This is a genomic window from Pseudomonas sp. ML2-2023-6 (assembly GCF_037055265.1).
In the GTDB taxonomy this organism is placed as follows: Bacteria; Pseudomonadota; Gammaproteobacteria; order Pseudomonadales; family Pseudomonadaceae; genus Aquipseudomonas; species Aquipseudomonas kulmbachensis.
The window spans coordinates 4,418,538-4,443,898 of record NZ_CP146347.1 but is presented as its reverse complement, the minus strand read 5'-3'; the positions used below and the strand labels follow the sequence as shown (position 1 = coordinate 4,443,898).

The following is a 25,361-nucleotide window of genomic DNA, read 5'->3' as shown; positions in this document are numbered from 1 at the left end:
CACAGAGAGTTGGCCTTGCAGGTTCTTTGTCGGGCGTCAGTTGGCGCGTGTTACAGCGACCATTTCAGGGAAAACATCACATTGCGCGGGTCACCATAGGTACCGCTGCCGGTGGCAGTCGGGATGCCCTGCCAGTATTTCTGGTCGAGCACGTTGTTCAGATTCACCCGTGCGTCCCAGTGCTCATTGACGCGATAGCCCGCCATCAGGCCCACCACGGCGTAGGCGTCCTGTTCGGCATGGCCATTGCCGACCCGGCCGTAAGTTGCGCTTTGGGCCAGTACGTCAGCGCCAATGCGCATTTTTTCCAGGTCACCTTGCAAGTGATAGGTGGTTGCGGCCTTGAACAGGTGTTTGGGCTGGTTGGGCGCAAACAGGTTGCCCTTGTCAAAGGCCTTGTCCTTGACGTACTGGCTCAGCACCAGGGTGTAGGCTGCCGAGGCTTGCCAGTTCGGGGTGAGGGCACCACTGATTTCCGCGTCAAGCCCACGGCTGCGGACTTCTCCCGCGGCTTCGTAGCAGGTGCGGTTGGTGGCCCGGCAACCGGCAGGCTGGGTATCGAGTGCATAGGCGCGGTTTTCCTGGGTCATGTCGAACAGCGCCAGCGATGCATTCAGTTCACCGTCGAAATACTCACCCTTGATCCCCACCTCATAACTTTCGCCGGTCATTGGTTTCAGAACAGAGCCGCTCACGTCCTGCTGCGTTTGCGGTTTGAAAATCTCGGTGTAGCTGGCGTAGACCGAATATGTGTCGTTCAGGTCGTAGATGACACCCGCGTAAGGGGTGATTTGCTGAGTGACTTTGTAGTCACCCGTGCCCGCTCGGTTGTCGTAGTCGTACCAGCTTAACCGGCTGCCAATGATGACGTGCAGCGGGTCGAACGGGTTGAACCGGGCCGCGGCATAAATGCCCCTCTCGGTTGCCGTGTTTTGGCTTTGATAGGGTGTGCGATCAGCAATGTCGGGCTTGGGAATCACGCCGGGGTCGAAGTTGTAGATATCGATCGGGGTGGCCTTTGACCAGAAGCCACCTTTTTGGTCGAACTTCTCCTGGCGACTGCTGGCGCCAACGGTCAGTTCATGCTCACGGCCAAACAACTGAAACGGACCGGATAAGGAGCCATCGAGGTTGGTCTGCACATCGGTGGTGTCGTATTGGCCCGAGGACTGAGTGAAACCTCCGCTCTTGGGTGCATTCAAGTAACTGGAGAAGGTATTGGACTCGGCCCAGATCCTGGCGAACGCCAGCCGTGAGGTCCAGCCGTTGTCGAAGTGGGTGGTGAGGTCGGTGAACAGGCTCACATTGTCCCGGTTCCAGTAGGCCCAATCGTTGCTCAAGAAGGTGTGGCGCGGCAGGTGCAAGTCTTCGCCATTCGGCCCGGCTGGCAGGCTCCCCCAGTCCGAGGTTGCATCGTCGCGCTGCTTGGACGCGCCCAGGGTCAAGGTGGTTGAGTCGCTCAGGTCGGCTTCCAGCACACCGTAAAAAGTCTGACGCAATTTGTCGCGTTCATCGATATAGCTCTTGTCATCTTCATACGCGGCTACCAGGCGCCCGCGCAGCGTGCCTGTTTCATTGAGCTTGTTCGATGCGTCCACCTCGGTGCGGTAGCGATCCCAACTGCCGGCACTGGTGGTGATACTGACTTGCGGCGTGGCCGTAGGGCGCTTGCGCACCAGGTTGAGGGTCGCCGACGGGCTGCCGGCTCCGCTCATCAACCCGGTGGCACCACGCACCACTTCAACCCGGTCATACATCGCCAAGTCTGCCCCGGCGATGGTGTCCAGGGTGAAAGTACTGAGGCTGGTCGGCAGGCCGTCGTACATCAGGTTATCGACGATAAAACCACGGGCCAGAAACTGTTGGCGGTCTCCGCCGAACTTGCGCAGGGTGATGCCCGGCGCGTACTTGACCACATCATTGAGGTCGTTCATGCCCTGGTCATCCATGCGCTGGCGGGTAATCACGCTCACCGACTGCGGGGTTTCGCGGATCGACAACGGCAGGCCGACTGCAGTACTCATGGCGCCCGTGGTGTAAGAACCGCTGCCTTCGGTGGTGGCCGTGCCAGCAACGCCGCTTTGCGCATTGATACTCACTTCGCCGAGGTTCAATACGCCTGTTTTGTATGGCTGCACATGGACGGAGTTGCCCTGTACGGTGCCACTTAGGCCGCTGCCAGCAAGCAGTTGCTCAAGTGCTTGCGCAGGTTCCAATTGGCCATGTATTGCTGGCGCCTGCTTGCCTGCGACCGCTTGGCTCTCGTAGTTCACCCGCAGGCCACTGGCTTTACCCAACTGGGTCAATGAAATCGATAACGGTTGAGCCGGCAGATTGAAACTGAGCGGTGCCGCCAGTGCTGCGGTCGACAGAGCAAGTGCCAAGGAGCCTGACAACATGGGCATAAAGGGACGAAGCATGTCGAAGATCCTGCAGAGGGGAGGGAGGCAGATCGACTTTGCAGGCAGCTCGCAGCGCAAGCGTGCAATGTATGGCAAAGACCACGTAAGGCGGGGATATTAGAGACTTATTCTCATATGTAAATGATAATTAATATCAATCAAGCGTATTTTTCGTTTGCGCAAATGCCGCTGGTTTTCAGGGCCGGGGGATTGTTGTGTGTTCACTGATGTAGAGGGGGGGGTGCTGCGACTGTCAGTTTTTCCTTGCAGCCTTGTGGCCACAAGGAAACGCCGAGTTCGAGGGTTTTAGAAGTAATAGCCAATATTGACATTGGTGCGGTAGTACCACTGGTTACTACCCACTGAACTTGTGTTGGTGAACCCGCTGCCGTTTTCTGCACCGCCGTAGGGGTTGGCATTTTTCGCCCAGGTCAGGTCAACCCAGGCCATGACTGGCATTGCAAAGAACTGCGCGCCCACGGTGTACATCTGCGAGTCGTCCCAGCCGCTTTTGTCTTTCATCAGACGGCTGTAGTCGTTATACAGTTTGATTTTTTTCAGCTGCCCCAGTTTTGGCGTGAGGATGTCGTAGCTTACGTTCAGCGCCCCAAGACTGGCCTTGGAAGCGATCAGGTACGCAGGCGTCAAGCCGTTACCGCCCATCAGCACCGAGTCTTTGCTGACTCCGGCCGGGTTTTTCGGGTCGAACTCATAGCGGATGCCTTGCCCGGTTACCGTCCATTGCCCGGCATTGATGATGGCGTGAATACCGCCAGCCCAGTAGTCGCCGTCGTCTTTGGTGGTGGCGTTATACAGCTGGGCGGTGGCGACCGATGCCCCGACCTCGGCTTTCCAGCCATCATTGATAAAGGTTCGCGCGACACGGGCGTTGAGCTGGTTGCGCTTCTCGTTGTCCTGGCGCGACTGGATGGCCGGGATCGCATTGTCCTTGAGGTCGGCATAGCGCCCGACCTCCGGTGCAAAGCGAATATCGCTCGGCAACATGCGCGGGAAAAAGGCCAGTTGCACGTCCCACTCCGGGTTCTTGTAGCTGTATTTCAAGCCTGAAGCCGTGCTTGAGCCGTAGCCCATAAAGAACGGCAGGTGATAACTCCAGCCGAACTGGGGATAGGGCTCCAGGCCGAACGGTTTGAACGGTGCACCCAGTTGCAGGTTGGAGTTGTCGTTCAGGCGATAGCCGACATAACCGCGATCCACGGCGCGTTTACCGTCATCCTGAAACCAGTAGCCGACATCACTGAACAGGTTCTTGTAGGTTGCCTGCACATCGAGGCGAAAGGTGTCGAACAAAAAGCGGCCATTGTTTTCGGTCGTGTCCCAATGTTCATCGCGGTAGTTGGTGCGCAAGGCCCCGCCAATATCGAGACTGCTTTGACCGTCATCACTGCGCCAGGCGATATGCGGAAACGGCTTTTTAACCACGGGTGCGGTCGAACCGGATTCGGCAGCAAAACTGACGCAACTGCTCATCATCAGTCCCAGACATATAACGGACTTGTTCATGTTTGACTCCCCTGCAAAGTTACGCATTGAAAAGTGACAGGCAACACGTTCCCGCTTGCCTTGATGGCGGCAATTGGCGAAGTGGCTTTGATAGATGCGTTTATTGTTTTATAGGTGATACGGCGTCTTTTCTATAAATCCGCTAGAGATAGAGCAGAAACTATGCCAACTGTTTTGTTTTTTATTTTTATTGATAATTCTATGTAAAACAATGATTTATATATAAAACGCAGGGCGCCGTATTGCCTGTGGAACATGGCTCTTGGGGAGTAACCAAAGTGCACATTAACTGTGCGTATATCTGTCACGTGCACAAAAAAGCCGACATTGAAGTCGGCTGCTTATAACGACGCAAAACTTTATTCAGGTGCAAGTCATTGTGGGGGCGAGCCTGCTCGCGCCCACAGATATTTACAGTAAGCCTATAAATCCAGCACCAATCGCTGGCTCTTGCAGCCCGATACACAGACCATCATCGATTTGTTCGTCGCACGCTCGGCTTTGGTCAGCACGCCGTCGCGATGGTCGATATCACCTTCCACTACCCGTGTTTCGCACGACCCGCATACCCCTTCGCGACAGCTGTATTCGATATCACAACCGGCTTCGAGCAACACGTCGAGCAAACTCAAACCTGGCCCGACGGACAGCGTCTTGCCGGTTTTTTTCAGTTCCACGCTGTAACTGCTCTGCGCGTCTGTGGATGGCGGCAGTTCGGCCGCCGCAAAGCGCTCGATATGCGCATGGGGATAGCCGAGACTTTCGCAGGTGCTCTCAAACGCATCGAGCATCGGGGTCGGGCCGCAGCAATAGAAGTGCGTATCGACGGGCTGGTCTGCCAGGTAAGCCGCCAGGTTCGGCGGCACGCCTTTTTCGTCGTTGAAGTGGTAGACCACCCGGGCGTCCAACCCGGCGAGTTCTTCCACCAACGCCGCTTCCTGGCGCGAACGGGCGCAGTAGATCAGCTCGGCAGATTTACCCAGCGCCAGCAGTTGGCGAAACATGCAGTAGATCGGCGTGATGCCGATGCCGCCTGCCACCAGCACACTGTGGCGGGCGCTCTCATCCAGTGCGAAGTTATTGCGCGGCCTGGATATGGACAGCTGCATGCCGACCCGCAATTGCCCGTGCACAAACTCCGAGCCGCCACGGCTGTTGCGATCCCGCAGGATGCCGATCACATAACGGCCCTGATCGCTCGGCGAGTTGAGCAACGAGTAACTGCGCACCAGACCGTTGGGCAGGTGCAGGTCAATATGTGAACCCGCGTCGAAAGGTGCGAACACGGTGTCACCGTAAGGGCGCAATTCGACACTGATAATGCCTTCGGCCTCGTAGCGCAGGGTATGCACGCGGGCGGTGATGGCGGCGTTCATGGCAATTGCTTCGCGTCGATCAGCTCCAGTTGAGCCTTGGCCGCGTTTTTCAGGTAGCGGCGCAGACGCACCACACCCAGGTCGTGCTGGTAGAGATTTTCCCGTTGATTGGCGTCCGGCTCCATAAACTCGAGCAGCACCCGGTCTTGCTCCAGCACTGCCCAGTGTCGTGCTTCCAGGCGGTTTTTGTAGAGGAAGCGCCAGGTATCACGCTGCCAGCCGGTCAGCGGCCGGCAACGCCAGTGGAACACCGCCGACAGTGAACGGCTGCTCGGCGTGTAGCTGCCGATGATGCTGAAGTTGCCGCCCGGGCCGCCGGTTTTCGGGTACGGGATTTCCAAACGCAGCCAGTGGCAGCTGTCGTCCATAAATTCGGTCCAGTCGAAATTCACCCCGCGCTGGCCCTCTTTTTCGAAGAAGAAACCCTTGTCAGTGTCGCGGGTGACGAATTTGGCAGTGGCTTCGCCTTCGCTCATGGAGTGCGACATCTTGTGCAGATAGGTGCCGTGCATCGGGTCCATGACGTTATCGATTACATAACGGTAATCGCCTTGCCACTCGGCGTAGCACAAGAAGCTGCTCCACTCTGGCGAGGTCAGCTGTTCGGGCAGCACCAGTTCCGGCGGGGTGTCCACATGGGGCTCGGCGGCGTTGTAGAGAAAGATCGCGCCAGCGGCTTCGCGGGTGTGAAACATACGTGTCGGGCGGCTGCCTTCGAGCTTGCAACCGGGGCTGCCCGGTACTTTGGTCACGGTGCCGTCGCTGCGCACTTCAACGCCGTGATACGGGCACTGCAGCCGGTCGCCCAGCACCGGGCCCTGGGACAACGGAGCGCCGCGGTGGGGGCAGTGATCTTCCAGGGCGTGGACGCTGCCATCATTGTCGCGCCACAGGGCGATCTTGTAGCCCAGGCGGCGGATCGACACGGGTTTTTCGCCCAGATGGTCGCTGGGCAATACCGGGAACCAGAGGTTTTTCAAGCCGTTAGCCAGGAGGTTTTCTACAGGGTCGACGGTTATGTTCATGTTCATTTTTCTCTTCTACCTAATTTTATGGGGCCTCAGCGGGCTATTCGCCCAGCCGGGCCATCAGGTTTTTATAGGCTTCAGGTGTCCACTCGCCGCTGGTCAGGGGGCAGGGCGGCCCGGCGCGGTTGAGGTGGGCGAGCAGGTCAGGCAGCTCGGTCACACCATTGCCGAAAGCGCGTTCGATGGAGTCGCCCAGCAGCTCTTCAAACTGGGTATTGGGACGTTTGCGGGCCTGATGCGGCTCGACATAAGGGAGTTGGGTCGTACTCATTTCATTAACCTGCGCAAGTTTTTTATAGGGGCGATCAAGCCGCATTCGGCGTGGGTACGGTCCAGGCGTCGTAGCCATAAACCCAATCGGCATTGCCGCCGTCCTTGAGCCATTGATTACCCCGTGAACCAATCTGGATCTGGCTGGTGCGTTGCAGGCGGGCGTTCTGGTAAGCGAGCAGAGCATCGGCAATTTGCCCGGTGCTGGTCAGGTCTTGCAGATGGCGGGCGAGCACCACCGCGTCTTCGATGGCCTGGCCTGCACCCTGAGCCATAAACGGCATCATCGGATGGCACGCGTCACCCAGCAGGGTCATGGCGCCCTGGGACCAGAACGGCAGCGGGTCGCGTTCGTACAGTGCGGTCTTGAGCACATCGCTGCAGGCATCGAGCAGGGCGCGGGCATCGGGATGGAAGTCCTGATAGTGGCTGCGCAACTCGTCGGCATCCCCGACGCTGGTCCAGGACTCTTCATGCCAGCTGTCTTGCGCGGTAGTGGCGAAGATAAAAATGTCGCGGCCCTGATTCAGCGGGAAGGTCACGATCTGGCTTTCAGGGTTGGGCCCCCACCACTTGGTGAACGCTTGAATATTCGGCACATGGGCCACGCTTTCGGCGGGCACCACGGCGCGGTAGGCGACTACCCCGGTAAAGCGTGGTTGCTCGTCACCGAACAACGCGTTGCGTACCACCGAGTGGATGCCGTCGGCGCCGATCAACAGGTCGGTGACGTGACTGCTGCCGTCCTTGAAGTGCAATTCGATGCCTTGTCCGGTCTGTACCACTTGCTCGGCACGTTTGCCAAATTGCACGTTTTCACTCGGGAACACATCGGCCAGCGCAGCCAGCAAGTCGGCGCGGTGAATGGTCAGTTGTGGCGCGCCGTATTTCTGTTCGGCGGCATCGGCCATTTCCAGGCGCGAGGTTTCTTCGCCGCTGTCCCACATCCGGCTGATGCGGTGAGTGGGGCGGGCTGCGGGGATACGCACCGCCGCGCCGACACCCAAGCCGTCAAGGGCTCGCACGGCGTTTGGGGTCAGGTTGATATCGGCACCGACCCGCAAAAAGGCCTTTGACTGTTCGAACACGGTGACGTTGTGGCCTGCGCGCTGCAGGGCAATCGCGGCGGTCAGGCCGCCGATTCCGGCACCGGCAATGGCGATATTCAGGGAAGACATGGGCGACTCCTGTTCAGGGTTTCGGTTTGTCGGTAAGGAATTTGCCTTGCGGTGCCTCGACATGCTGCTGGCGCCGGGTATTGCCATCGATGCCGCCCGCGATGGCCCATTCGGCAAACATCGTGGGGCCGGGTTCGAAGGCGCGTGGCTGCCACTCGCCGGTCAGTTGGTCTTCGTCGGCGTAGTACTCCACCAGCGCGCCAGCCGGGTTTTTGAAGTACCAGAAGAATGCCGAGGACACCGGATGGCGCCCCGGGCCAATTTCGGTGGCCCAGCCGCTGCGCGAGATATGCATGCCGCCGCCGAACACTTCGTGTACATCGCGCACGGTGAACGCGACGTGATTCAACCCGGCGCGCGGGGCGGGCAGTTGCAGCATGAACAGGTCGTGGTGGCCGCCTTCTTCGGCGGTGCGCAAAAACGCGCCGCGATCCGGATAACGATCCGAGGCCTGGAAACCAAAACGCTCGTGGTAGAAGGCTTCGCAGGCATTCACGTCCTTGACGAAAAACACCACATGGCCAACCTCAATCGGCGTGGCGCGGTCGTAGATCGGCGCGGCTTTATTGATCCGGCCTTTGGTCTGCCAGGTGTTATGGCCGCTGCACTCGATCTCCAGTTCACGCTTGCGGGTTACTTGCAGGCGGATGGCCAGGCCATTGGGATCGGTGCAGCCGATACGACCGTTGCTCTCGATAAAGCCCGGGTCGTTGGCGATGCGCTGGCTGTACAGCGCCAGGTCGGCAGTGTCGGCCACGCCCCACACCACTTCGCGCACGGTCGAGCCGGCTTCGATGGCGGGCGGCAGGCCGGCCTTGTTGATATCGGCGAGGACCACACGGCAGCCGTTGAGGGTTTCAAAGATCACCTCATCGGCCTGCTCGCTGACTTTGCTCAGGCCCCAGTCGCTGAAAAAACGTACACAGGTGTCCAGATCCTCGACACCGTAGGTGACTTCATCAATGCCCAATACGCTCATAACCCACCTTCTTTTGCCACACCGGCCCAGGCCAGCGGCTGTTCGTTCATGCCCCAATAGAGGCTTTTCTGTTCCATGTACTGCAGGATGCCGAGGCGGCCTTTTTCGCGGCCCAGGCCGCTGTCGCGCCAGCCGCCGAACGGGGTGGAAATCGAGAACTGCTTGTAGGTGTTGATCCACACCGTACCGGCCTGGATTTTTCGTCCCAGCGCCCAGGCACGCTTGTAATCGCGGGTCCAGATTCCGGCGGCGAGGGCATACAGGCTGTCGTTGGCCTGCTCCAGCAGTTGCGCTTCGTCATCGAACGGCATAGCCACCAGCACCGGGCCGAAGATCTCTTCCTGGCAGACTTGCTGGTGGTTGCTCAGGCCTTCGAGGATGGTCGGTGGATAGAAGTAACCCTGGTCGTACACGCCACCGCGCAAGCGCTGACCGCCGAGCATCAGGCGTCCACCTTCGGCGAGCCCCAGGGCGACGTAGCGCTCAACCGACTCGCGGTGCGCGGCGCTGATCAGCGGGCCCATTTGCGTGCGCTCATCGGCCGGGTCACCGACCCGCAACTCAGCTGCGGCCGCCACCAGTCGCGCCATAAACGGCTCATACAGGGCACGGGCGACAAACAGCCGCGAGCCGGCAATGCAGGCTTCACCCGACGAGCTGAAAATGCCGTACAGCACCCCGGCCACCGCGTGGTCGAGGTCGGCGTCATCGAGCACGATGGTCGGCGACTTGCCACCCAGCTCCAATGACACCGGCATCATTTTGTCGGCGGCGATATGGGCAATGTGCTTGCCGGTTTTGGTCCCGCCGGTGAACGACACACGTTTGACCAGCGGGTGGCGGGTCAGGGCATCACCCAGCAGCGAACCCTTGCCTGGCAGCACGCTGAGCAGGCCTTTGGGCAAACCAGCGTCCTCACAAATACGCGCCAGTTGCAGGGCCATTAGCGGGGTGATTTCGGCCGGTTTGATTACCACGGCGTTACCCGCGGCCAGTGCTGGCGCGACCTTTTGCGCTTCGCTGGCGATCGGCGAGTTCCACGGCGTGATCGCAGCGATCACACCCATGGGCTCGTAGACGCTCATGGTGACGAAGTCACCGCGTGACGGGGTGATGGTTTCTTCGAGGGTTTCACAGGCCGAGGCGAAAAACTGGAACGTACCGGCCGCGCTGGCTACCAGGGCTCGAGTTTCACTGATCGGCTTGCCGTTGTCCTGGCGCTGTAACTGCGCCAGATCTTCGCTGCGTTCGCGGATCAGTTCGGCGATGCGATACAGCACGCTGGCCCGCTCGTGGGGTTTGCGCTGCGCCCAGCCACTGTGCAAAAACGCTTGGTGGGCACCCTGCACGGCGTCTTCCACGTCTTCGACGCTGGCGGCATTGAGCCAGGCCACGGTCTCGCCGGTCGCCGGGTAGCACGTGGCGTAGCGCTCACCGCGGCCTTGTCGCCATTGGCCAGCAATGCAGATGGGTAAGGTCTGTTCGAGAGTCATAAGGGGGTCCTTGGCTTGCAACTTGCCGCTAAATTCATATCGAAATCACATGCGCGTGGTTGCCCAAGGCGCGTACAACGCTATAAACGGTCAGCGCCGAGGTTTTCGGGTTGGCCAGTAGCGGCTTGCCGCGCAGGCTCATTTCAAAACCGCCAAAAGCTCCGCGGGCTTCGAAGTGATGCACGTTCTCTTCGCTGCTCGGGTCGGCAATCAGGGTCACCAGTGTGCGGTCCAGTCCGATCCCTGCCAGGGACAAGGTGGCCGCGACGTTGGCATTTTTTGGATAAAGCCGCGCTGCCTCACGGGCGCTGCCCTGAAAAATCACCGTGGCTTCGCTGATGCTGTCCAGGTCGCAGACCTGATCGGCCGGGGTGTTTTTCCAGGCCCGGGCCGGTTTGCGCCCGGTGTAGCTGACCGAGTCCAGCCCGCCCACCTTGGCCGCCGACAGAGCGTCGATGCCGCCGATAGCGCCGGGCAGCAACTGGATGTAGGTCTGACCACGCTCGGCAGCCGCTTCCAGGCGCTCCACCAGGCCGACCTCGGACAGTGCGCCGACCGACACCACCAGGCACGGGATGCCGCGCTCCAGCGCCGGTAGTACGTGCTCTTCGATGGCGCGGTGGCCGGCGCACTCGACCAACAGGTCGGGGCGAGCGTCTGCGGGCAATGCGGTCAGTACCTGCGGCGGATGTTTGAAACCCGCCAGGCGCTGGCGCACCAGTTCCTCGGAACCAGCCGAGGCAATAACGCAGTCGACGCACATCTGCGCATCGCTCTCCAGCAGTTCGAGTACGCCGACGCCAATCGCGCCGCAGCCAACCATGGTGATATGCAACATGAACTAGTCCTCAGGCCGTGGCTTTTTGCGCTTTGGTTTCGCTGTTGGGCGGACCGGCGAACTGGGTGGCGAAACTGCCGACGCTGAGCATGTCGACTTCCAGCAGGAACGGGCCGGGTTGCGCCAATGCACCGTCGACCACACTGGCGAAATCCTTGAGGTCGGTGACCAGCGCGTGACGCAGGTTCAGCGACTCGGCGAGCATGGCGTAATCCGGGGTATGCAGGTCGACGTAGCAGTGGCGGCTGCCATACACCGCGTCCTGAATATTGCGGATCACCCCGTAGCGCTGGTCGTTCATCAGCAGGATCACCACGTTGGCCTTCTCTTGCACCAACGTCGCCAGCTCTCCGAGGTTAAGGATGAAACCGCCGTCACCCGCCAGGGCGAAGACCTTGCGTGTAGGGTCGGTCTCGGCGGCCGCAACCGCAGCACCGATGGCCATCGGCATCCCTTGGCCAATACCGCCACCCAGTGCATGCACGCCCGAACGCGGGTGGAACAGGGTCAGCAGGCGATTGCCCCAGATGCTGTTGGACAAGGTCACGTCGCGCACCCAGGAAAAATTGCGCCCGGTCATGCCTTGCAACTGTTCAACCATCGCCGAATACGGGCCAAGGTCTGCAACGAGTTGGGCGCGGGATTGTTCGCGCACCGCCTTGAGGTCGGCGAGGAACGTCGGGTCGATTTTCAGCCGACCTTGCAGACGATCGGCCAGGCCGTCGAGGGCCAGCGCCGCATCACCGCAGATAAACAGTTCGCTGTTGTAGCTGCGGCCTTCGATGGCCGGGTTGGCGTCGATCCGCAGGGTGTTGCGCGGCAGTTTCAGCGCGTACTTGAAGGTTTCGTTGCTGCGCAGGCGCGAACCTGCAATCAGCAGCGCATCGCAGCTTTGCAGAAACTGTTCGACCCGCTTGTTTTGCGAAAACGCGCCAAGGCAGCGCTCGTCGTCTTCATTGACCACCCCGCGGCCTTGGGTCGAGGTGATCACACCGACGCCCATCTCCAGCAGGCGTTTGACCTGCGCCCCGGCATGCCGCGCCCCACCACCGAGCCACAGCAGCGGGCGGGTAGCACTGGCCAGCCGCTCGGCCACCAGGTCCAGCGCTTCGGGCGACGGTACGGCCACGGGGATCGGCAATGGCGACAGGTCGGTGGGCATGGGGATAAAGGTCGACTGGATATCGATCGGGATCTCGACGCTGACCGGCCCGGTAGGGGCGGTGAGGGCGGTTTGCACGGCGAGCTTCAGGGTGCTGATGGCGGTTTCGACGCTGCGCACCCGGAATGCGGCCTTGGACACGGCCTTGAGCATGGTCAACTGGTCGCGGGCTTCGTGGATGTAAGCAAACTCCTGGTCCAGATACGGTGTTTCGATTTGCCCGGTGATGTGTAGCAGCGGTGTGCCAGCGGTCAGTGCTTCGACCATCGCACCCGCGGCGTTACCCGCAGCGGTGCCGGTAGAGGTCAGGCATACCCCCAGGCCGCCGGTGGTGCGGGCATAGGCATCGGCCATATTGGTGGCGCCGGCTTCACCCCGGGCCATGACAAAGCGGATATTGCCCCGCGCGGCGAAGGCATCGAGGATCGGCATGTTGTGGATGGAGATCACGCCGAACGCGGCCTTGACCTCGCACTGTTCAAGAAATGCAGTGATGGCGGCGCCAACGGTGACGGTATTTTCATTACGCATGGCGGGACAGACCTCCAGAAACATCGATATGGCTGCCTGTGGTGTACGAGGACAAAGGCGAAGCCAAAAACAGGATCGCGCGGGCCGCTTCAATCGGCAGGCCCAGACGCCCCAAGGGAATGTGTTTGCGTTGCGCCAGTTGGGCGGTCCACCGGGACCAGTCGAGCTCGCGCTCTTCCCGGGCCTCGAAGCGACTGCGCCATTGGCCGGACTCGACCAGACCGATCAGAATGCCGTTGACTCGAATGCCTTCAGGGGCAAATTCGGTGGCCATTGAACGCACCAGGTTCATCACTCCGGCGCGGGCGGCCGAGGTGGCGACCATGTGCGGTTCCGGTTGGCTGGCCAGCAGTGAATTGACGCAGACGATGGCGGCGTCGGGCAGGCTTTGCAGCTGGGTCATAAAGGCGCGGATCGGGTTGATCACCGAGAAAAACTTCAGGTTCAACTCTTCGGCCCAGTCGCTGTCCGTGGTATCGGCAAAGGTCGATACCCGGCCCTGGCCTGCGTTGTTGATCAAGATACTGGCCGGGCCAAGTGCTGCGAGGCTGGCGGCGGCAAAGGACTTCACTGACTCTGCGTCTAGAACATTGCACACCTGGGCAAGCAGGCGTGCTTCGGGGAAGCGTTGGCGCAAGGTGGCTTCGGCGTTGCGCAAACGTTCTTCGTTACGCCCGCATAAAGCTACGGCGGCACCGGCTTCGAGCAACAGTTCGACGCAGGCCAGGCCAATTCCCGAAGAACCACCGGTGACAATCGCGGTGCTGCCTTGCAGTTGATAGAGGCTCATCTCAATCCCTCATCAAGGCGGTGACGCGGTTGTGGCCATCGTTGGCCGCGCCGCTGTTGTAGTTGAGCAACCGCGACAGCTCGTCGGCGCTGCGGCGCACTTGCAGGAGCAACTCGTTGAAGTTGACGTGGGCAATCTGCGCGGTGGGAATGGTCACCCCCAGGGCGGCAACAATCCTGCTTGACTCATCGCGCACCGGAGCGGCAACGGTGGAGATCGACGACTCGAAGAAACCTTCGCCGCTGACGAAACCGCGCTCGCGGTCTGCCTGCACCATGTCGAACAGTTCCAGGGCGGTTTTTGGCGTGCAGGGGGAGTGCTGTTCAAGATGTTCTTCGGGGAACAGCTCGCGTAATTCGCTCAGTGACAGGTCTTCCAGCAGGATGCGCCCCAGCACCGTGGCGTGGGCGGGCAGGCGGGTGCCGACGTTGACTGCGCTGGAGAACACCGACGGTGGCGAGACCTTGGCCACGTACACGATGGAGCGGCCATCGCGGACCACCAGGTTGCTCGGGTAGTTGACCCGGTCACACAAACGCGCGAGCAACGGTTGCCCCAGCTCGGTCAGTTCCAGCGAGGCCAGATACTCGAAGCCCAGGCGCAGTACCGACATGCCGAGGCGGTATTCGTTGCCGCTGCGGGTGACGAAACCCATGGTTTCAAGGGTGGTCAACAGACGAAAAATCGTCGAGCGCGGCAGGGCCAGACGCCGCGCCAGCTCGGGGGCGGTCAGGGTGCGGTTGCTGCGCGTGAACTCGCACAGCAGCAGCAAGCCGCGCTCCAGGCCCGGCACGATATATTTGTCCTGAGCGTCCTTGGGCAGTTCTGAATCTGTCATAGCGATGCACCTGTCAGGGATTGTTTGATGGCAATGGCCAGTTGGCCTGCCACCGCATAGGGTTGTTCGATAGGGCTGGCATGTCCTGCGCTGTCAATCAGGCTGAAGCTGGCGCCCAAGGTCTGGGCCAGTACCCGGCAGCTGTCGGGTGTGGTGATGCCGTCGGCGGCGCCGCAATGCACGTCGCACGGCATCGACAGCGGCGGGTGGCGCAGCAGGTCATCGCCGCACAGCAGTTCAATGGCCTGGCAATAACCCTCGGGGTTAAGCCGCGCCATGTTCCAGCGCACCCAGGCGTGATCCTTGGGGCTGGCGCCGGGTGAAAGCATGTAGGCACTGCGTTGCTCGGCCATGGCCTGAATGCCTGGGTATTCGAGATCGGCCAGGCGTTTTAGACGCACGGCCTGGCCCTGAATCTTGCGCGATGGATGGCCATAGCCCTGGGCCGGGCTGATCAACACCAGTCGGCTTACCCGTTGTTGCTGTGCGCCGCTGGCGAAGGCCGTTGCCGTGATTGCACCAAGGGAATGGCCCACCAGCACACAACGCTCAATATCCAGTGCGTCGAGCATTTGCCGCAGGCGCTCGGCGTAGTCGGATGCATCCGGGGCCAGCGAACGTAGCGGGCTGGACTCCCCGTAGCCGGGGGCATCCCAGGCAATTACCCGTACGCGTTGCGCCAGCAACTGCGCCACCGCCAACCAGGACGCCGCGCCAGAGCCAATACCGTGCAACAGCACAATGGCTGCCCCGCTCCCGCATTCGCGCAAGCTTTGACGCCCGCCTGCGACGTCCAGCGTGCGCAGGGGGAAGTTAACGGCCAGCCTTGCTTCAAGGTCGGCGGTCAGCGTCGGGGTTAGATGATCGGTGGCGTGGAGCATGGCGTTATCCGCGTTTGATCGAGGCCAGAGGGTGCTCTGGCGGGTAAGTCGGGGTCAGCGGTTTTTTTGCGCCGAGCATCACGCACATCAACGCGTCTTCATCGCCGATGTTGATCTCTTCGCGATACACACCGGGCGGCACGGAGATCACATCACGGTCGGTGAGGATGGTTTCGAACCGCTCGCCGTCTTTCTCGATCACCACCTTGAGCGTGCCGCGCAGCACGAAGAACACTTCTTCAACGTCGGTGTGCAGGTGTGGCGGGCCTTCGTGACCGGCCGGAATCACCATGGTCGAAAAGGTGAAATTCTCTGACGGGATGGTGTTCATGTCAGTGCTCACACCCGTACCGCCGGTGCCGATGTAACGCATTTGCGCACGGCGGAATTTTGGGTCGTAGTCGGCCTGGAACTTCAGTGCGTTCCAGTCGTACTGGCGCGTTTCATAGCGGGCGATACGGCTTTTCATCCAACTGGCGAGGTCGCTGCCGGCGGGCTGTTCCCAGCTTTTTGGGGTGTCTTGCTGTGCGGATAAATCGGTCATGGCTGTCTCCAGTTCAAGGCATGACGAACCCGCCGTTGACCGGCAGGGTTTGTCCAGTGATAAAGCGGGCAAGGTCGGACAGCGCGAACAGCACGGCGCCGCTGACGTCTTCGGGCAGTTGCGGGCGCTGTATGGCCCTGCGGTCGTTGTACAAGCGGTGACGTGCTTCGGGCACGTAGGCGGTGGCCTCGACCAGCACCAGGCCGGGGGCAATGGCATTGACCGTGATGTTGTCGACGCCCAGTTCGCGGGCCAGGCTGCGGGTCATGGCGATGATTGCGCCCTTGCTCGCGACATACGCCAACAGGTTTGGCGCGCCCCATAGCGGGGTATCGGAGGCCAGATTGACGATGGCGCCCTGGCCGCTATTGCGCAGGGCGGGCAGGCAGGCTTTGGTCATCAGCCAGGTACCGCGCACGTTGACCTGCATGACCTGGTCCCAGGTGTCGATGTGCAGCTCTTCGCAGGTTTTGCCGCCGGAGTTGGTGATCGAGGCATTGTTCACCAGCCCGTCGAGCCCACCCAGCAAGTGCACGGTTTGCGCGACGCAGGCATCGATCGAAGCGGGCTGCGCCAGATCGACAGTTACCCCATATACGTTGAGCCCTTCAGCGACCAGTTCGGCGGCTGACTGCTGCACGCGCTCGGCGAGAATATCGGCGATCACCACCTGGGCACCGGCCTGGCCAATAGCCCTGGCAAAGGCATAACCCAACCCGCGAGCACCGCCGGTGACCAGCACCCGGCGCCCTTCAAGTAACGATTTATGAGCGCTCATCATTGGGTACTCAGCATGGCTTTAGGCATGTAATGCAGGACGCGCTTCTCGGCCCAGACCACGGCGCCGTAAGCCAATACGCCGATCAGGGTGAGCATGACGATGGCGACGAATACGCCAGCGGTATTGCCTTGGCCCTCGGCGTCGACCAGCAGGAACCCCAGGCCCTGATTGCCGCCGACCAGCTCACCCACGGTGACGCCGATCACGGCCAGGGTCGATGCGATACGCAGGCCGGAGAACAGCGCGGCCATGGCGGACGGGAACTCCACCAGACGGAAGATCTGCCAGCGGCTGGCGCTCATGGTGCGCACCAGGTTGATCATGTCCGGGTCTACGGTACGGATGGCGGAGAGCACGTTGATCATTACCGGGAAGAACACAATCAGGATCGCGATCAAAATCTTCGGGTAGATGGTGTAGCCCAGCCACATCACGAACAGCGGGGCGAAGGCCACTTTCGGGGCAATTTGCAGCGCCAGAATGTACGGCGAGAGCATGGCTTCGGCGCTGGGCGATAGCCCCAGCGATACGCCAATCGCTACGCCGAGCAGTGCGCCCAAGGCGAAGCCGACCACGATCTCGAACGCGGTGATCAGGGTGTGTTGCAGCAGGCCACCGGTTTGCCACATCAGCACGCCTTCCTGGGCCACACGGCTCAGTTTTGGCATGACAAATTCGGGCATGCCGAGCAGTCCAGGGCCCCATTGCCAGAGCGCCAGAAACAGGATCAGCAGGGCGATGCTGCCGAACACGGAGTTGTTAAGGTTTTTCATCGTATGTGTACCTTGTTGTCACTGGCCGTTATTGCGCGGCTGTTGGGCTGTCGATGAACTGGTTGGTGTAGAGCTCGTCGAGCTTGGGCTCGCGGGTGACGATGCCTTCGCTGACATAGAATTGGCGCACCGCTTCGAGTCGCGCCGGATCAATGCGCCCCAGTACGGGCTGGTTGGCATAAACGTGTTCGACGTAGAGCTTGAAGATTTTCTCCAGCTCATCTTCCTTGCCGGTATAGGCCGGAACCGCCTTGGCGAACGTCACGGCCGCGGCACGTGGGTCCTGGATGATGTCGCGCATGCCCTGCAGGGTTGCCTGCACCGTGCCGCGTACAATCTGCGGGTGGTTTTTGATGGCGTCATCGGAAGCGATGATCGACTGGGCCGTGCTTTCGAAAATTTGCTCTTGCGGGATCAGCTTGACCTTCAAGCCTGCCTCTTGGGCCTGGACCACCCAGTCCGGTACACCGGCCATGGCCTGGGCCTTGTTGGCCGTGAACAACTGCCAGACCCCCGCTGGGCCTGCGGCCTGGATATTCACATCGGTTTTGCTCAGGCCTGCTTTGCGCAGCGTGGCGAGCAGGGCGTAGTAGGTGGTGTCCGAGTAGGACATCACGGTCATGGTCTTGCCCTTGAGGTCGGCCACCGAATTGATATTGTCCGCGGCATTGGTCGCGATCATCGTTACCCCGCCTGCACCCAGGATAGCCACGGCCCGCACGGGAATGCCGTTGGCTCGCACCACGATCGGGGTATCGCCGATGGCGCCGCCGAGCATGGCGTTACCGGCGCCGATCTGCTTGGCCACATCCACCCCGCCCTTGGCTGCGATGAAGTTCATGTTCAAATCCTGGGCGGCGTAGTAGCCCTTTTCCTTGGCAATAATCCACGGAGCGAACGCTGGCAGGTTCGGCGGTGCCGGTAACAGGTACGTCACGTCGGTCGGTTGCGCCTGGGCGGCGAAAGCCATGCCCAGGCTCAAGGCAAGGGCGCTGGCTTGGCTAAAACGTTGAAACACAGACTTGAACATGCGGACTCCTCAAACAGGTGGGGGACGGCAGGGCGTGATCAATGCAGTTCGGTGTCGGCGCCGACTTGCAGCAACTCCATCAGGCGGCCTACCAGCGGGCCGATTTGCGGCAGCTTGCGGCGCTCCAGCGGGTTGTCGCGAAACGGCAGGTCGATGCTGATTTCTTCGATGATGGTGCCGGGGCGGGCGCTCATGACCAGCAAGCGATCGGACATGGCGATGGCTTCGATCAGGTCGTGGGTGATGAACAGGGCGGTTTTCTTTTCATCGAACAACATGCGCGCCATGTCTTGCTGCAGGATCATTTTGGTTTGCGCATCCAGCGCCGAGAACGGCTCATCGAGAAACAGCACTTGCGGGTCGATGGCCAGGGTGCGGGCCAGGGCTGCGCGTTGGCGCATGCCGCCTGATAGCTGGAACGGGTAGTGGTCGGCAAAACCGTGCAGGTGGCAGCGGTCGAGCAGATCCTTGGCCACGGCTTGGCGCTTGGCCGCGGGTACACCTTGAATCTCAAGGCCCAGCTCGACGTTGCGGCGGATACTGCGCCACGGCATGAGCAGGTCTTTTTGCAGCATGAACGCGACCTGGCGAACCGGGCCGGTAACCGCTTCACCGCCGACGAAGACTTCGCCTTCGGTGGGGCGATACAGACCGGAGCCCATGTTAAGGATGGTGCTTTTGCCGCAACCGGAGGGGCCGATGATCGACACCACTTCGCCACGGCGAATCTTGAAATTTACCTCGCGGATGGCGAAGGGGGCTTCGGACTTTCCTTTGGCCGGGAAGCACTTTCCGACATTGCGGAATTCAATTTCGGTGGGCTCCATATCTTCCTTGGGAGCGGCGTTGTTCCATTGCGGCGCGACGGCGAACATCTCTTTCACAGCCATTGGGAAGGGTCTCTGGTCTGTTTTATAGGTGATACGGTGTTTAATGCATGAACAATGCCAAAGTATTTATGGTTAAGTTTTATGTTTGAAATCTGTTGTTAATCAGTAAGTTGAGTGTTTATTCGGTTAATTGGCTTGTTTCATATATAAAACAACGTTTCTGTTCTGGCACAAAAATGCCCATGTTCAGCGCGAGCCAAATGAAGTTGCGAGAAAGTGGTGCTTCGGTAAGTAACGGATACACGTGTTAATTCGGGGTTTTGTTTTAAGTGCGAAACAGTCGGGACTTTGGTTGGCATCCCTGAGTGAAATCATGTGACTGCCGGGTTTGGTTACACATCGGTGGTGTAGCGCAACTATCATGGCCTGGTTATTTAGTCGTTTTGTGGCTCTAGGTGCTATGCCGTTGCAGCTCTACAGTGGAGCTATCTATCCTTATGGCTGACCATCATGGACTTCACACTGCAACACCTTGAGGACGAACCGGCCCTGCGTGCCAGTTTTGACCTGATGCGCGTCTTGCGCCCACATCTGCGCGATCCTGCAGCCTATTCGACGCAATTGCTGCGTCAGGTGGCTCAGGGCTATCGCCTGCTGGGCGCCTGGCAGGGGCTAACCCTGGTTGGGCTGGCGGGATACCGCGAGATGGAGAATCTGATCTATTCGCGCTTTATCTATGTCGATGATCTGGTGGTCAGTCCCGATTTGCAGCGCTCGGGGCTGGGGGCCAAACTTCTGAACGGCGTTCGTGACGAGGCCGTGCGCCGTCAGTGCAATCAACTGGTGCTGGACACCGGGCTGCATATGGCTCTGGCTCAGCGTTTCTACTTCCGCCAGGGCCTGCTGGCGCATGGCATGCACTTCACCCAGAGCCTGACCGGGAAGCAACCATGAACAACGCCTTGCTGATCAACGCCAGCCCCCACGGGCACTTTTCCCACGCCAGCCGTCTGGCCCGAGAGTTATTGGCCTCGCTACGCCAACGCTACCCGGACCTGGCCTGGGTGGGGCGGGATTTGAGCGAGCAGCCCTTGCCGCCACTGAGCATCGACTATGGCGCGGCACTGGCCGCACCTACTGCGTTTGATGCTCCGGTGTTCGATGTGTCCGAGACGCTGATCCGTGAGCTGGAAGCCAGTGACATATTGGTGATCGCCACGCCCATGCACAATTTCACCATTCCGGCGGCGCTAAAGCTGTGGATCGACTACGTGTTGCGTATCCATCGCACCTTCAGCGCGGGGCCAGAAGGCAAAACCGGCTTGCTCGCCGACCGTCCGGTGTATGTGCTGGTAGGGTCGGGTGGTTTTCATCAGGGGGAGCGGGCGCGGCAACCCGATTTTCTGACCGATTACCTGCGTTATGCCCTCAACACGCTCGGGCTGTTTGATATCCACTTTGTCTACTTGCAGGGACTGGTGTTTGGCGAGGAGGCGGTGGCCGCGGCACTCACGGTTGCCCGTGGGCAACTGGCCGACCTGGCGGGGCGATAGCATTCGTGTAGTCACTGACAAGGCCCGAAGGCTGCGAGAGCAGGTGTTTGGCGTTATCAATCAGTAGCTGGCTCAACACCTGTGCCGGGCCTGCCTGCACGCTTTGGGTGTAAAACGGCGACAGGTGTTCGTCACCGCCCAGGCACTGGGTGCTTTCAACGCCTGTTGATTGAACAGCTATCCATGCTCCGGGTTCATATCAGTGTTTCAGAGCATAAATCTCAGTCTGGTCATTGATCCGGTCAGGGGCTGCGCCCTTCGTCTGTGCGCAGGCCGTCGCCAGTGCAACATTAAACTTTTGAATCCCAAGGATATTCTGTAGCCTTGGCGCTCTGAATAGCTGGTCCGTGCCTGATAACACACATTCTCCCGGCGGGACTTGACGGTCCGGAGCCGGTGGTACACTCGACTTTCGCGCAACAGCGCTTGCAGGTCTTGCGAACATGACGCAAATTTCTGAACGACTTCTGGTTCAAGCCCACCTTGATGCCAAGCAGCCCAAGCCGTTGACTGAGGCCCAAGCCCTCAGCCTGCGTGCGCAGATCGCGGCTGAACTAAAAGCCCGCGATGCGGTGCTGGTGGCGCATTTTTATTGTGATCCGGTGATTCAGGCCCTGGCCGAAGAAACCGGCGGATGTGTGTCCGACTCTCTGGAAATGGCCCGCTTTGGCGCAGCCCACCCGGCCAAAACGATTTTGGTCGCCGGTGTGCGTTTTATGGGCGAGACGGCAAAAATCCTCACCCCAGAAAAACGCGTGCTGATGCCCACGCTGGAGGCCACCTGTTCGCTTGATCTGGGTTGCCCGGTTGAGGAGTTCTCGGCCTTTTGCGACAAGCATCCCGAGCGCACGGTGGTGGTGTATGCCAACACTTCAGCGGCGGTCAAGGCTCGGGCTGACTGGGTAGTGACCTCAAGCTGCGCACTGGAAATCGTCGAAAGCCTGATGGATAACGGCGAAACCATTATTTGGGGGCCGGATAAGCATTTGGGCCGTTACATTCAGCGCCAGACCGGTGCCGACATGCTGCTGTGGGACGGTGCCTGCATCGTTCACGAAGAGTTCAAGTCCAAGCAGCTTGAAGACATGAAGGCGTTGTACCCGGATGCGGCGATTCTGGTTCACCCTGAGTCGCCGGAGTCGGTGATCGATCTGGCCGACGCGGTGGGGTCCACCAGCCAGTTGATTGCAGCGGCGCAAAACCTGCCGAACAAGACGTTTATCGTGGCCACCGACCGCGGCATTTTTTACAAGATGCAGCAGTTGTGCCCGGACAAGGTCTTTATCGAAGCGCCGACCGCGGGTAACGGTGCTGCATGCCGCAGTTGCGCGCATTGCCCGTGGATGGCGATGAACACACTGGAGCGCACGCTGGAGTGCTTGCAGCAGGGCAGCAACGAAATCTTTGTTGACCCGGCACTGGTGCCTCACGCGATTCGCCCGCTCAAACGCATGCTGGATTTCACCCAGGCTGCGCGTTTGAAATTGGCGGGGAATGCCTAGTTTTATTGTGGGAGCGAGCCTGCTGGCGATGCAGGCGGTGCGGTTTGTCTGGATGACTGCCTCGAGGCTATCGCGAGCAGGCTCGCTCCCACGTGAAGCATCAGTTCATCATCTCTTTAAGCGCCCGCTCCTGATCCATCAACTCCCGCTTGCGCGCGTCCAGGCGCGACGACAGCTGGAAGTTGTTGGTCAGCTTCTGCGCGAAGTCCAGTTGCTGGATGGCCTGGCGATAGTCGCCCACCAAAGCAAAATACTCGGCACGCGCTTGATGCAGGCCGATGATATTGCCCGACAAACCCCGCGTTTCGGCCACTGAGTACCAGACATCCGGGTCATCGGGGCGGCTTTTGAGCAAGGCTTCAAGAGCCTTGTCGGCTTCCTTGGGATTATTTTGCTTGAGCAGCAAATCAACTCGGGCCTGGTTGAGCGGGTAGTTGCCCGGATATAGCGTGCGCATTCTGTCGATGCGCTGCTGGGCTTCGGCCAGGCGATTGCTGTCCATATCCAGCTCAATCTGCGCCAGGTTGTAGGTGATGTCGTTCGGCGCCTTTTCCAGCAGGGGCTTGAGGGTTTCGCGGGCTTCGGTGAACTGGCTGCTTTTGATATGGGCAATCGCGAGACCATAACGGGCTACGTCGTTTTTCGGGTTTTCATCCAGTTGCTGGCGAAAGCGCTTGGCGGCCAGGCCCGGGGTTTCTTCGTAGTTGAGTTGTACCCGGGCGCGGATCAGTTGATAGCGCAGGCTGTCTTCGGTGCCGCCCACTCTGGCCTGTTCGGCACGGTTGCGGGTGTCGGCGATACGCGACTCGGTGACCGGGTGAGTCAGCAAAAACTCGGGTGGCCTGCCGTCAAAACGGTATTGGCGCATCAGGCGCTCAAACATGGTGGGCATGGAGCGTGGGTCGTAACCGGCTTTTTCCAGGTTGAGAATACCGATCCGGTCCGCTTCCTGCTCATTCTGGCGCGAGAAGCGCCGCTGCTCTTGCAGGGCTGCGGCTTGTGTACCGGCGATGGCGGCGATCCCGGCGTCACCTGCGCCGGAGGCCGCAACGATGATCCCGGCGAGCAGGGCGGCCATCATCGGCAATTGCATGCGCTGCTGGGCTTCTACGCCGCGGGCAAAGTGGCGTTGCGACAAGTGGGCCAGTTCGTGGGCCATTACCGAGGCATATTCGCCTTCGGTCTGGGCATTGAGAAACAGGCCGCCGTTAACCCCGATGATCCCGCCGGGCGCGGCAAAGGCGTTGAGTTGCGGGCTGTTGATCAGGATGAATTCCAGGCGCCGATCCTGCACCTGGCTGGTTTCGACCAGTTTGTAGACGCTGGTTTCGACGTAATCCTTGAGTTGCGGGTCGTTGAGTTGCGACACCTGGCTGCGCAGCATGCTCAACCAGGCTCGGCCCAATTGGTACTCTTGCTGCGGCGAGACGATGGACGAACTGGCGTCACCCAGAGACGGTAAATCGTCGGCGAAACTCGGTGAAGCGAGCAGGCAAGCGAGCGTCAACAGGGTAGGGCGCAGAAAAGTCATGCACAGAGCTCTAGTCGGTAAAGCGCTTACTGTAGCTGGACACTGGTCTGACGACCAGTGGCGGGTCTGCTTGGGGTATTCTAGCCGGCATAAAAAATGCCCCTCTGGAGAAGTACGTAATGACTGATGCGTTGGCCCATGATGCCGAACTGGACGCCGCGGGCCTGAATTGTCCGTTGCCGTTGCTCAAGGCCAAGATGGCGCTGAACAAAATGATCAGTGGGCAGGTCCTTAAGGTGGTCGCCACGGATGCGGGTTCGCAACGCGACTTTCGTACCTTCGCACGCCTGGCTGGGCATGAGCTGCTGCGTGAGGAAGAGGATGCTGGCACCTATCGCTACTGGTTACGCAAGGCTTGAGTCCTGATTGACTTCAACTGTGGGGGCGGGCCTGCTCGCTCCCACAGAGAAGCACCGTACTTTCTTCTAAGGAATACCGATGTTCAAGGTTTTACGCGGTTGGGTGCAGCGCTATTTCTCCGATGAAGAGGCGGTGGTGCTGGCGGTTTTGTTGGTGCTGGCTTTTACCGCCGTGCTGACATTGGGCGGCATGTTGGCGCCGGTGCTGGCGGGCATGGTGCTGGCGTATTTGATGCAGGGCCTGGTCGTTGCGCTGGAACGCATGCGAGTACCGGCTGCGGCGGCGGTCGGGCTGGTGTTTGCGTTGTTCATGGGGTTGTTGCTGGTGTTCCTCGTGGTCGCGGTGCCCTTGCTTTGGCATCAGTTGATCACCTTGTTCAACGAGTTACCGGGCATGCTCGCCAAGTGGCAATCGCTGCTACTGCTGTTGCCCGAGCGGTATCCGCATCTGGTGTCGGATGAGCAGGTACTGCAGGCCATCGAAGTGGCCCGGGGTGAAATCGGCAAGTTTGGGCAACTGGCACTGACCTTTTCGTTGTCCAGCTTGCCGCTGTTGGTCAACATCATGATTTATCTGGTGCTGGTGCCGATTCTGGTGTTTTTCTTCCTCAAGGACCGGGCGTTGATTGGTCGTTGGGTGCGCGGTTACTTGCCCCGTGAACGGGCATTGATTACCCGGGTGGCCGAGGAAATGAACCGCCAGATTGCCAATTACATTCGCGGCAAGGTCATTGAAATCATTATCTGTGGCGGCGTGACTTATATCGCCTTTGTCACCATGGGCCTTAACTACGCGGCCTTGCTGGCGCTGCTGGTGGGGATCTCGGTGGTGGTGCCGTATGTAGGGGCGGTGGTGGTGACCGTGCCGGTGCTGTTGATTGCGTTGTTCCAGTGGGGCTGGAGCGACCAGTTTATCTACCTGATGGCGGTCTACGGGATCATCCAGACTCTGGACGGCAATGTGCTGGTGCCGCTGCTGTTCTCCGAGGCGGTAAGCTTGCACCCGGTGGCGATCATTTGCGCGGTGTTGTTGTTTGGCGGCTTGTGGGGTTTCTGGGGGATATTCTTTGCGATCCCTCTGGCGACGCTGTTCAAGGCGGTGCTCGATGCCTGGCCGCGTGAGCAACAATTAGTGGCTCCACTACTATAAACAGCTGAATCCCGAACA

24 protein-coding genes are annotated in these 25,361 nt (G+C 60.1%); 5 read left to right on the top strand and 19 right to left on the bottom strand.

Going from position 1 to position 25,361, the window contains the following annotated elements; genetic code table 11:
• Window positions 1–50: 50 nt before the first annotated feature.
• From V6L79_RS20680 to V6L79_RS20595, 18 genes are all read right to left on the bottom strand, one after another.
• Entirely contained in the window at window positions 51–2,420 is a 2,370-nt protein-coding gene (locus V6L79_RS20680) for a TonB-dependent siderophore receptor (RefSeq protein ID WP_338579428.1), read from the bottom strand.
• Window positions 2,421–2,708: 288 nt separating this feature from the next.
• A complete protein-coding gene (locus tag V6L79_RS20675) occupies window positions 2,709–3,926 on the bottom strand; it encodes a hypothetical protein (protein WP_338579427.1) in 1,218 nt (405 codons plus the stop codon).
• A 422-nt stretch (window positions 3,927–4,348) separates the two neighbouring features.
• Window positions 4,349–5,302 carry a PDR/VanB family oxidoreductase gene (locus V6L79_RS20670; RefSeq protein ID WP_321834147.1) on the bottom strand — a complete coding sequence of 318 codons (954 nt, stop codon included), beginning with the start codon at window positions 5,300–5,302 and terminating at the stop codon, window positions 4,349–4,351.
• The gene (locus tag V6L79_RS20665; protein WP_261739193.1) at window positions 5,299–6,333 is read right to left on the bottom strand and encodes an aromatic ring-hydroxylating dioxygenase subunit alpha; all 1,035 of its coding nucleotides are present in this window, start codon (window positions 6,331–6,333) and stop codon (window positions 5,299–5,301) included. The genes V6L79_RS20670 and V6L79_RS20665 overlap by 4 nt, the downstream gene beginning before the upstream one ends.
• Window positions 6,334–6,370: 37 nt before the next feature.
• Window positions 6,371–6,601, bottom strand: a complete 231-nt coding sequence (locus tag V6L79_RS20660) for a recombinase-like helix-turn-helix domain-containing protein (protein WP_261739192.1) — start codon at window positions 6,599–6,601, stop codon at window positions 6,371–6,373.
• Window positions 6,602–6,635: 34 nt separating this feature from the next.
• A complete protein-coding gene (locus tag V6L79_RS20655; RefSeq protein ID WP_338579426.1) occupies window positions 6,636–7,778 on the bottom strand; it encodes an FAD-dependent monooxygenase in 1,143 nt (380 codons plus the stop codon).
• Between the two features lie 13 nt (window positions 7,779–7,791).
• Complete coding sequence (locus V6L79_RS20650) at window positions 7,792–8,757, bottom strand: VOC family protein (protein ID WP_261739190.1); 966 nt, start codon at window positions 8,755–8,757, stop codon at window positions 7,792–7,794.
• Window positions 8,754–10,250, bottom strand: coding sequence for an aldehyde dehydrogenase (locus V6L79_RS20645; protein ID WP_261739189.1), 1,497 nt, complete (start codon window positions 10,248–10,250; stop codon window positions 8,754–8,756). The genes V6L79_RS20650 and V6L79_RS20645 overlap by 4 nt, the downstream gene beginning before the upstream one ends.
• Window positions 10,251–10,284: 34 nt before the next feature.
• A complete protein-coding gene (locus V6L79_RS20640) occupies window positions 10,285–11,088 on the bottom strand; it encodes an aspartate dehydrogenase (protein WP_338579425.1) in 804 nt (267 codons plus the stop codon).
• Window positions 11,089–11,098: 10 nt separating this feature from the next.
• A complete protein-coding gene (locus V6L79_RS20635; RefSeq protein WP_261739187.1) occupies window positions 11,099–12,781 on the bottom strand; it encodes a thiamine pyrophosphate-binding protein in 1,683 nt (560 codons plus the stop codon).
• Window positions 12,774–13,571 carry an SDR family oxidoreductase gene (locus tag V6L79_RS20630; RefSeq protein ID WP_338579424.1) on the bottom strand — a complete coding sequence of 266 codons (798 nt, stop codon included), beginning with the start codon at window positions 13,569–13,571 and terminating at the stop codon, window positions 12,774–12,776. Before V6L79_RS20630 ends, V6L79_RS20635 begins: the two co-directional genes overlap by 8 nt.
• Window position 13,572: 1 nt before the next feature.
• The gene (locus V6L79_RS20625) at window positions 13,573–14,409 is read right to left on the bottom strand and encodes an IclR family transcriptional regulator (protein ID WP_261739185.1); all 837 of its coding nucleotides are present in this window, start codon (window positions 14,407–14,409) and stop codon (window positions 13,573–13,575) included.
• On the bottom strand, window positions 14,406–15,290 hold the full coding sequence (locus V6L79_RS20620) for an alpha/beta hydrolase (protein WP_338579423.1): 885 nt from the start codon (window positions 15,288–15,290) through the stop codon (window positions 14,406–14,408). Before V6L79_RS20620 ends, V6L79_RS20625 begins: the two co-directional genes overlap by 4 nt.
• A 4-nt stretch (window positions 15,291–15,294) precedes the next feature.
• Window positions 15,295–15,834, bottom strand: coding sequence for a cupin domain-containing protein (locus V6L79_RS20615; protein WP_261739183.1), 540 nt, complete (start codon window positions 15,832–15,834; stop codon window positions 15,295–15,297).
• Between the two features lie 13 nt (window positions 15,835–15,847).
• Window positions 15,848–16,612 (bottom strand): SDR family oxidoreductase, encoded by a 765-nt coding sequence (locus V6L79_RS20610; RefSeq protein WP_261739182.1) that lies wholly within the window; start codon window positions 16,610–16,612, stop codon window positions 15,848–15,850.
• Complete coding sequence (locus tag V6L79_RS20605) at window positions 16,612–17,388, bottom strand: ABC transporter permease (protein WP_261739181.1); 777 nt, start codon at window positions 17,386–17,388, stop codon at window positions 16,612–16,614. The genes V6L79_RS20610 and V6L79_RS20605 overlap by 1 nt, the downstream gene beginning before the upstream one ends.
• 28 nt (window positions 17,389–17,416) lie before the next feature.
• Window positions 17,417–18,418, bottom strand: coding sequence for an ABC transporter substrate-binding protein (locus tag V6L79_RS20600; protein WP_321838058.1), 1,002 nt, complete (start codon window positions 18,416–18,418; stop codon window positions 17,417–17,419).
• A 38-nt stretch (window positions 18,419–18,456) separates the two neighbouring features.
• Complete coding sequence (locus V6L79_RS20595) at window positions 18,457–19,308, bottom strand: ABC transporter ATP-binding protein (protein WP_395247634.1); 852 nt, start codon at window positions 19,306–19,308, stop codon at window positions 18,457–18,459.
• Between the two features lie 450 nt (window positions 19,309–19,758).
• Here V6L79_RS20595 and V6L79_RS20590 point away from each other — a divergent pair, with 450 nt between their 5' ends.
• The 3 genes from V6L79_RS20590 (at window position 19,759) to nadA (ending at window position 22,303) form a co-directional block, all read left to right on the top strand.
• Window positions 19,759–20,202 carry a GNAT family N-acetyltransferase gene (locus V6L79_RS20590; RefSeq protein ID WP_261739179.1) on the top strand — a complete coding sequence of 148 codons (444 nt, stop codon included), beginning with the start codon at window positions 19,759–19,761 and terminating at the stop codon, window positions 20,200–20,202.
• Window positions 20,199–20,801: an NAD(P)H-dependent oxidoreductase gene (locus tag V6L79_RS20585; RefSeq protein ID WP_338579422.1), complete on the top strand. Its 603-nt coding sequence runs from the start codon at window positions 20,199–20,201 to the stop codon at window positions 20,799–20,801. Before V6L79_RS20590 ends, V6L79_RS20585 begins: the two co-directional genes overlap by 4 nt.
• Before the next feature lie 443 nt (window positions 20,802–21,244).
• A complete protein-coding gene (gene nadA / locus V6L79_RS20580; protein WP_095001725.1) occupies window positions 21,245–22,303 on the top strand; it encodes a quinolinate synthase NadA in 1,059 nt (352 codons plus the stop codon).
• Between the two features lie 100 nt (window positions 22,304–22,403).
• On the opposite strand, the gene V6L79_RS20575 is transcribed toward nadA, so the two are convergent.
• On the bottom strand, window positions 22,404–23,834 hold the full coding sequence (locus V6L79_RS20575; protein ID WP_261739177.1) for a M48 family metalloprotease: 1,431 nt from the start codon (window positions 23,832–23,834) through the stop codon (window positions 22,404–22,406).
• A gap of 119 nt (window positions 23,835–23,953) precedes the next feature.
• Between V6L79_RS20575 and V6L79_RS20570 the strand changes: the two genes are divergently transcribed.
• Together V6L79_RS20570 and V6L79_RS20565 are read left to right on the top strand one after the other, a co-directional pair.
• Window positions 23,954–24,193 carry a sulfurtransferase TusA family protein gene (locus V6L79_RS20570; RefSeq protein ID WP_261739176.1) on the top strand — a complete coding sequence of 80 codons (240 nt, stop codon included), beginning with the start codon at window positions 23,954–23,956 and terminating at the stop codon, window positions 24,191–24,193.
• Window positions 24,194–24,272: 79 nt separating this feature from the next.
• On the top strand, window positions 24,273–25,343 hold the full coding sequence (locus V6L79_RS20565) for an AI-2E family transporter (protein ID WP_261739175.1): 1,071 nt from the start codon (window positions 24,273–24,275) through the stop codon (window positions 25,341–25,343).
• Window positions 25,344–25,361: the final 18 nt, after the last annotated feature.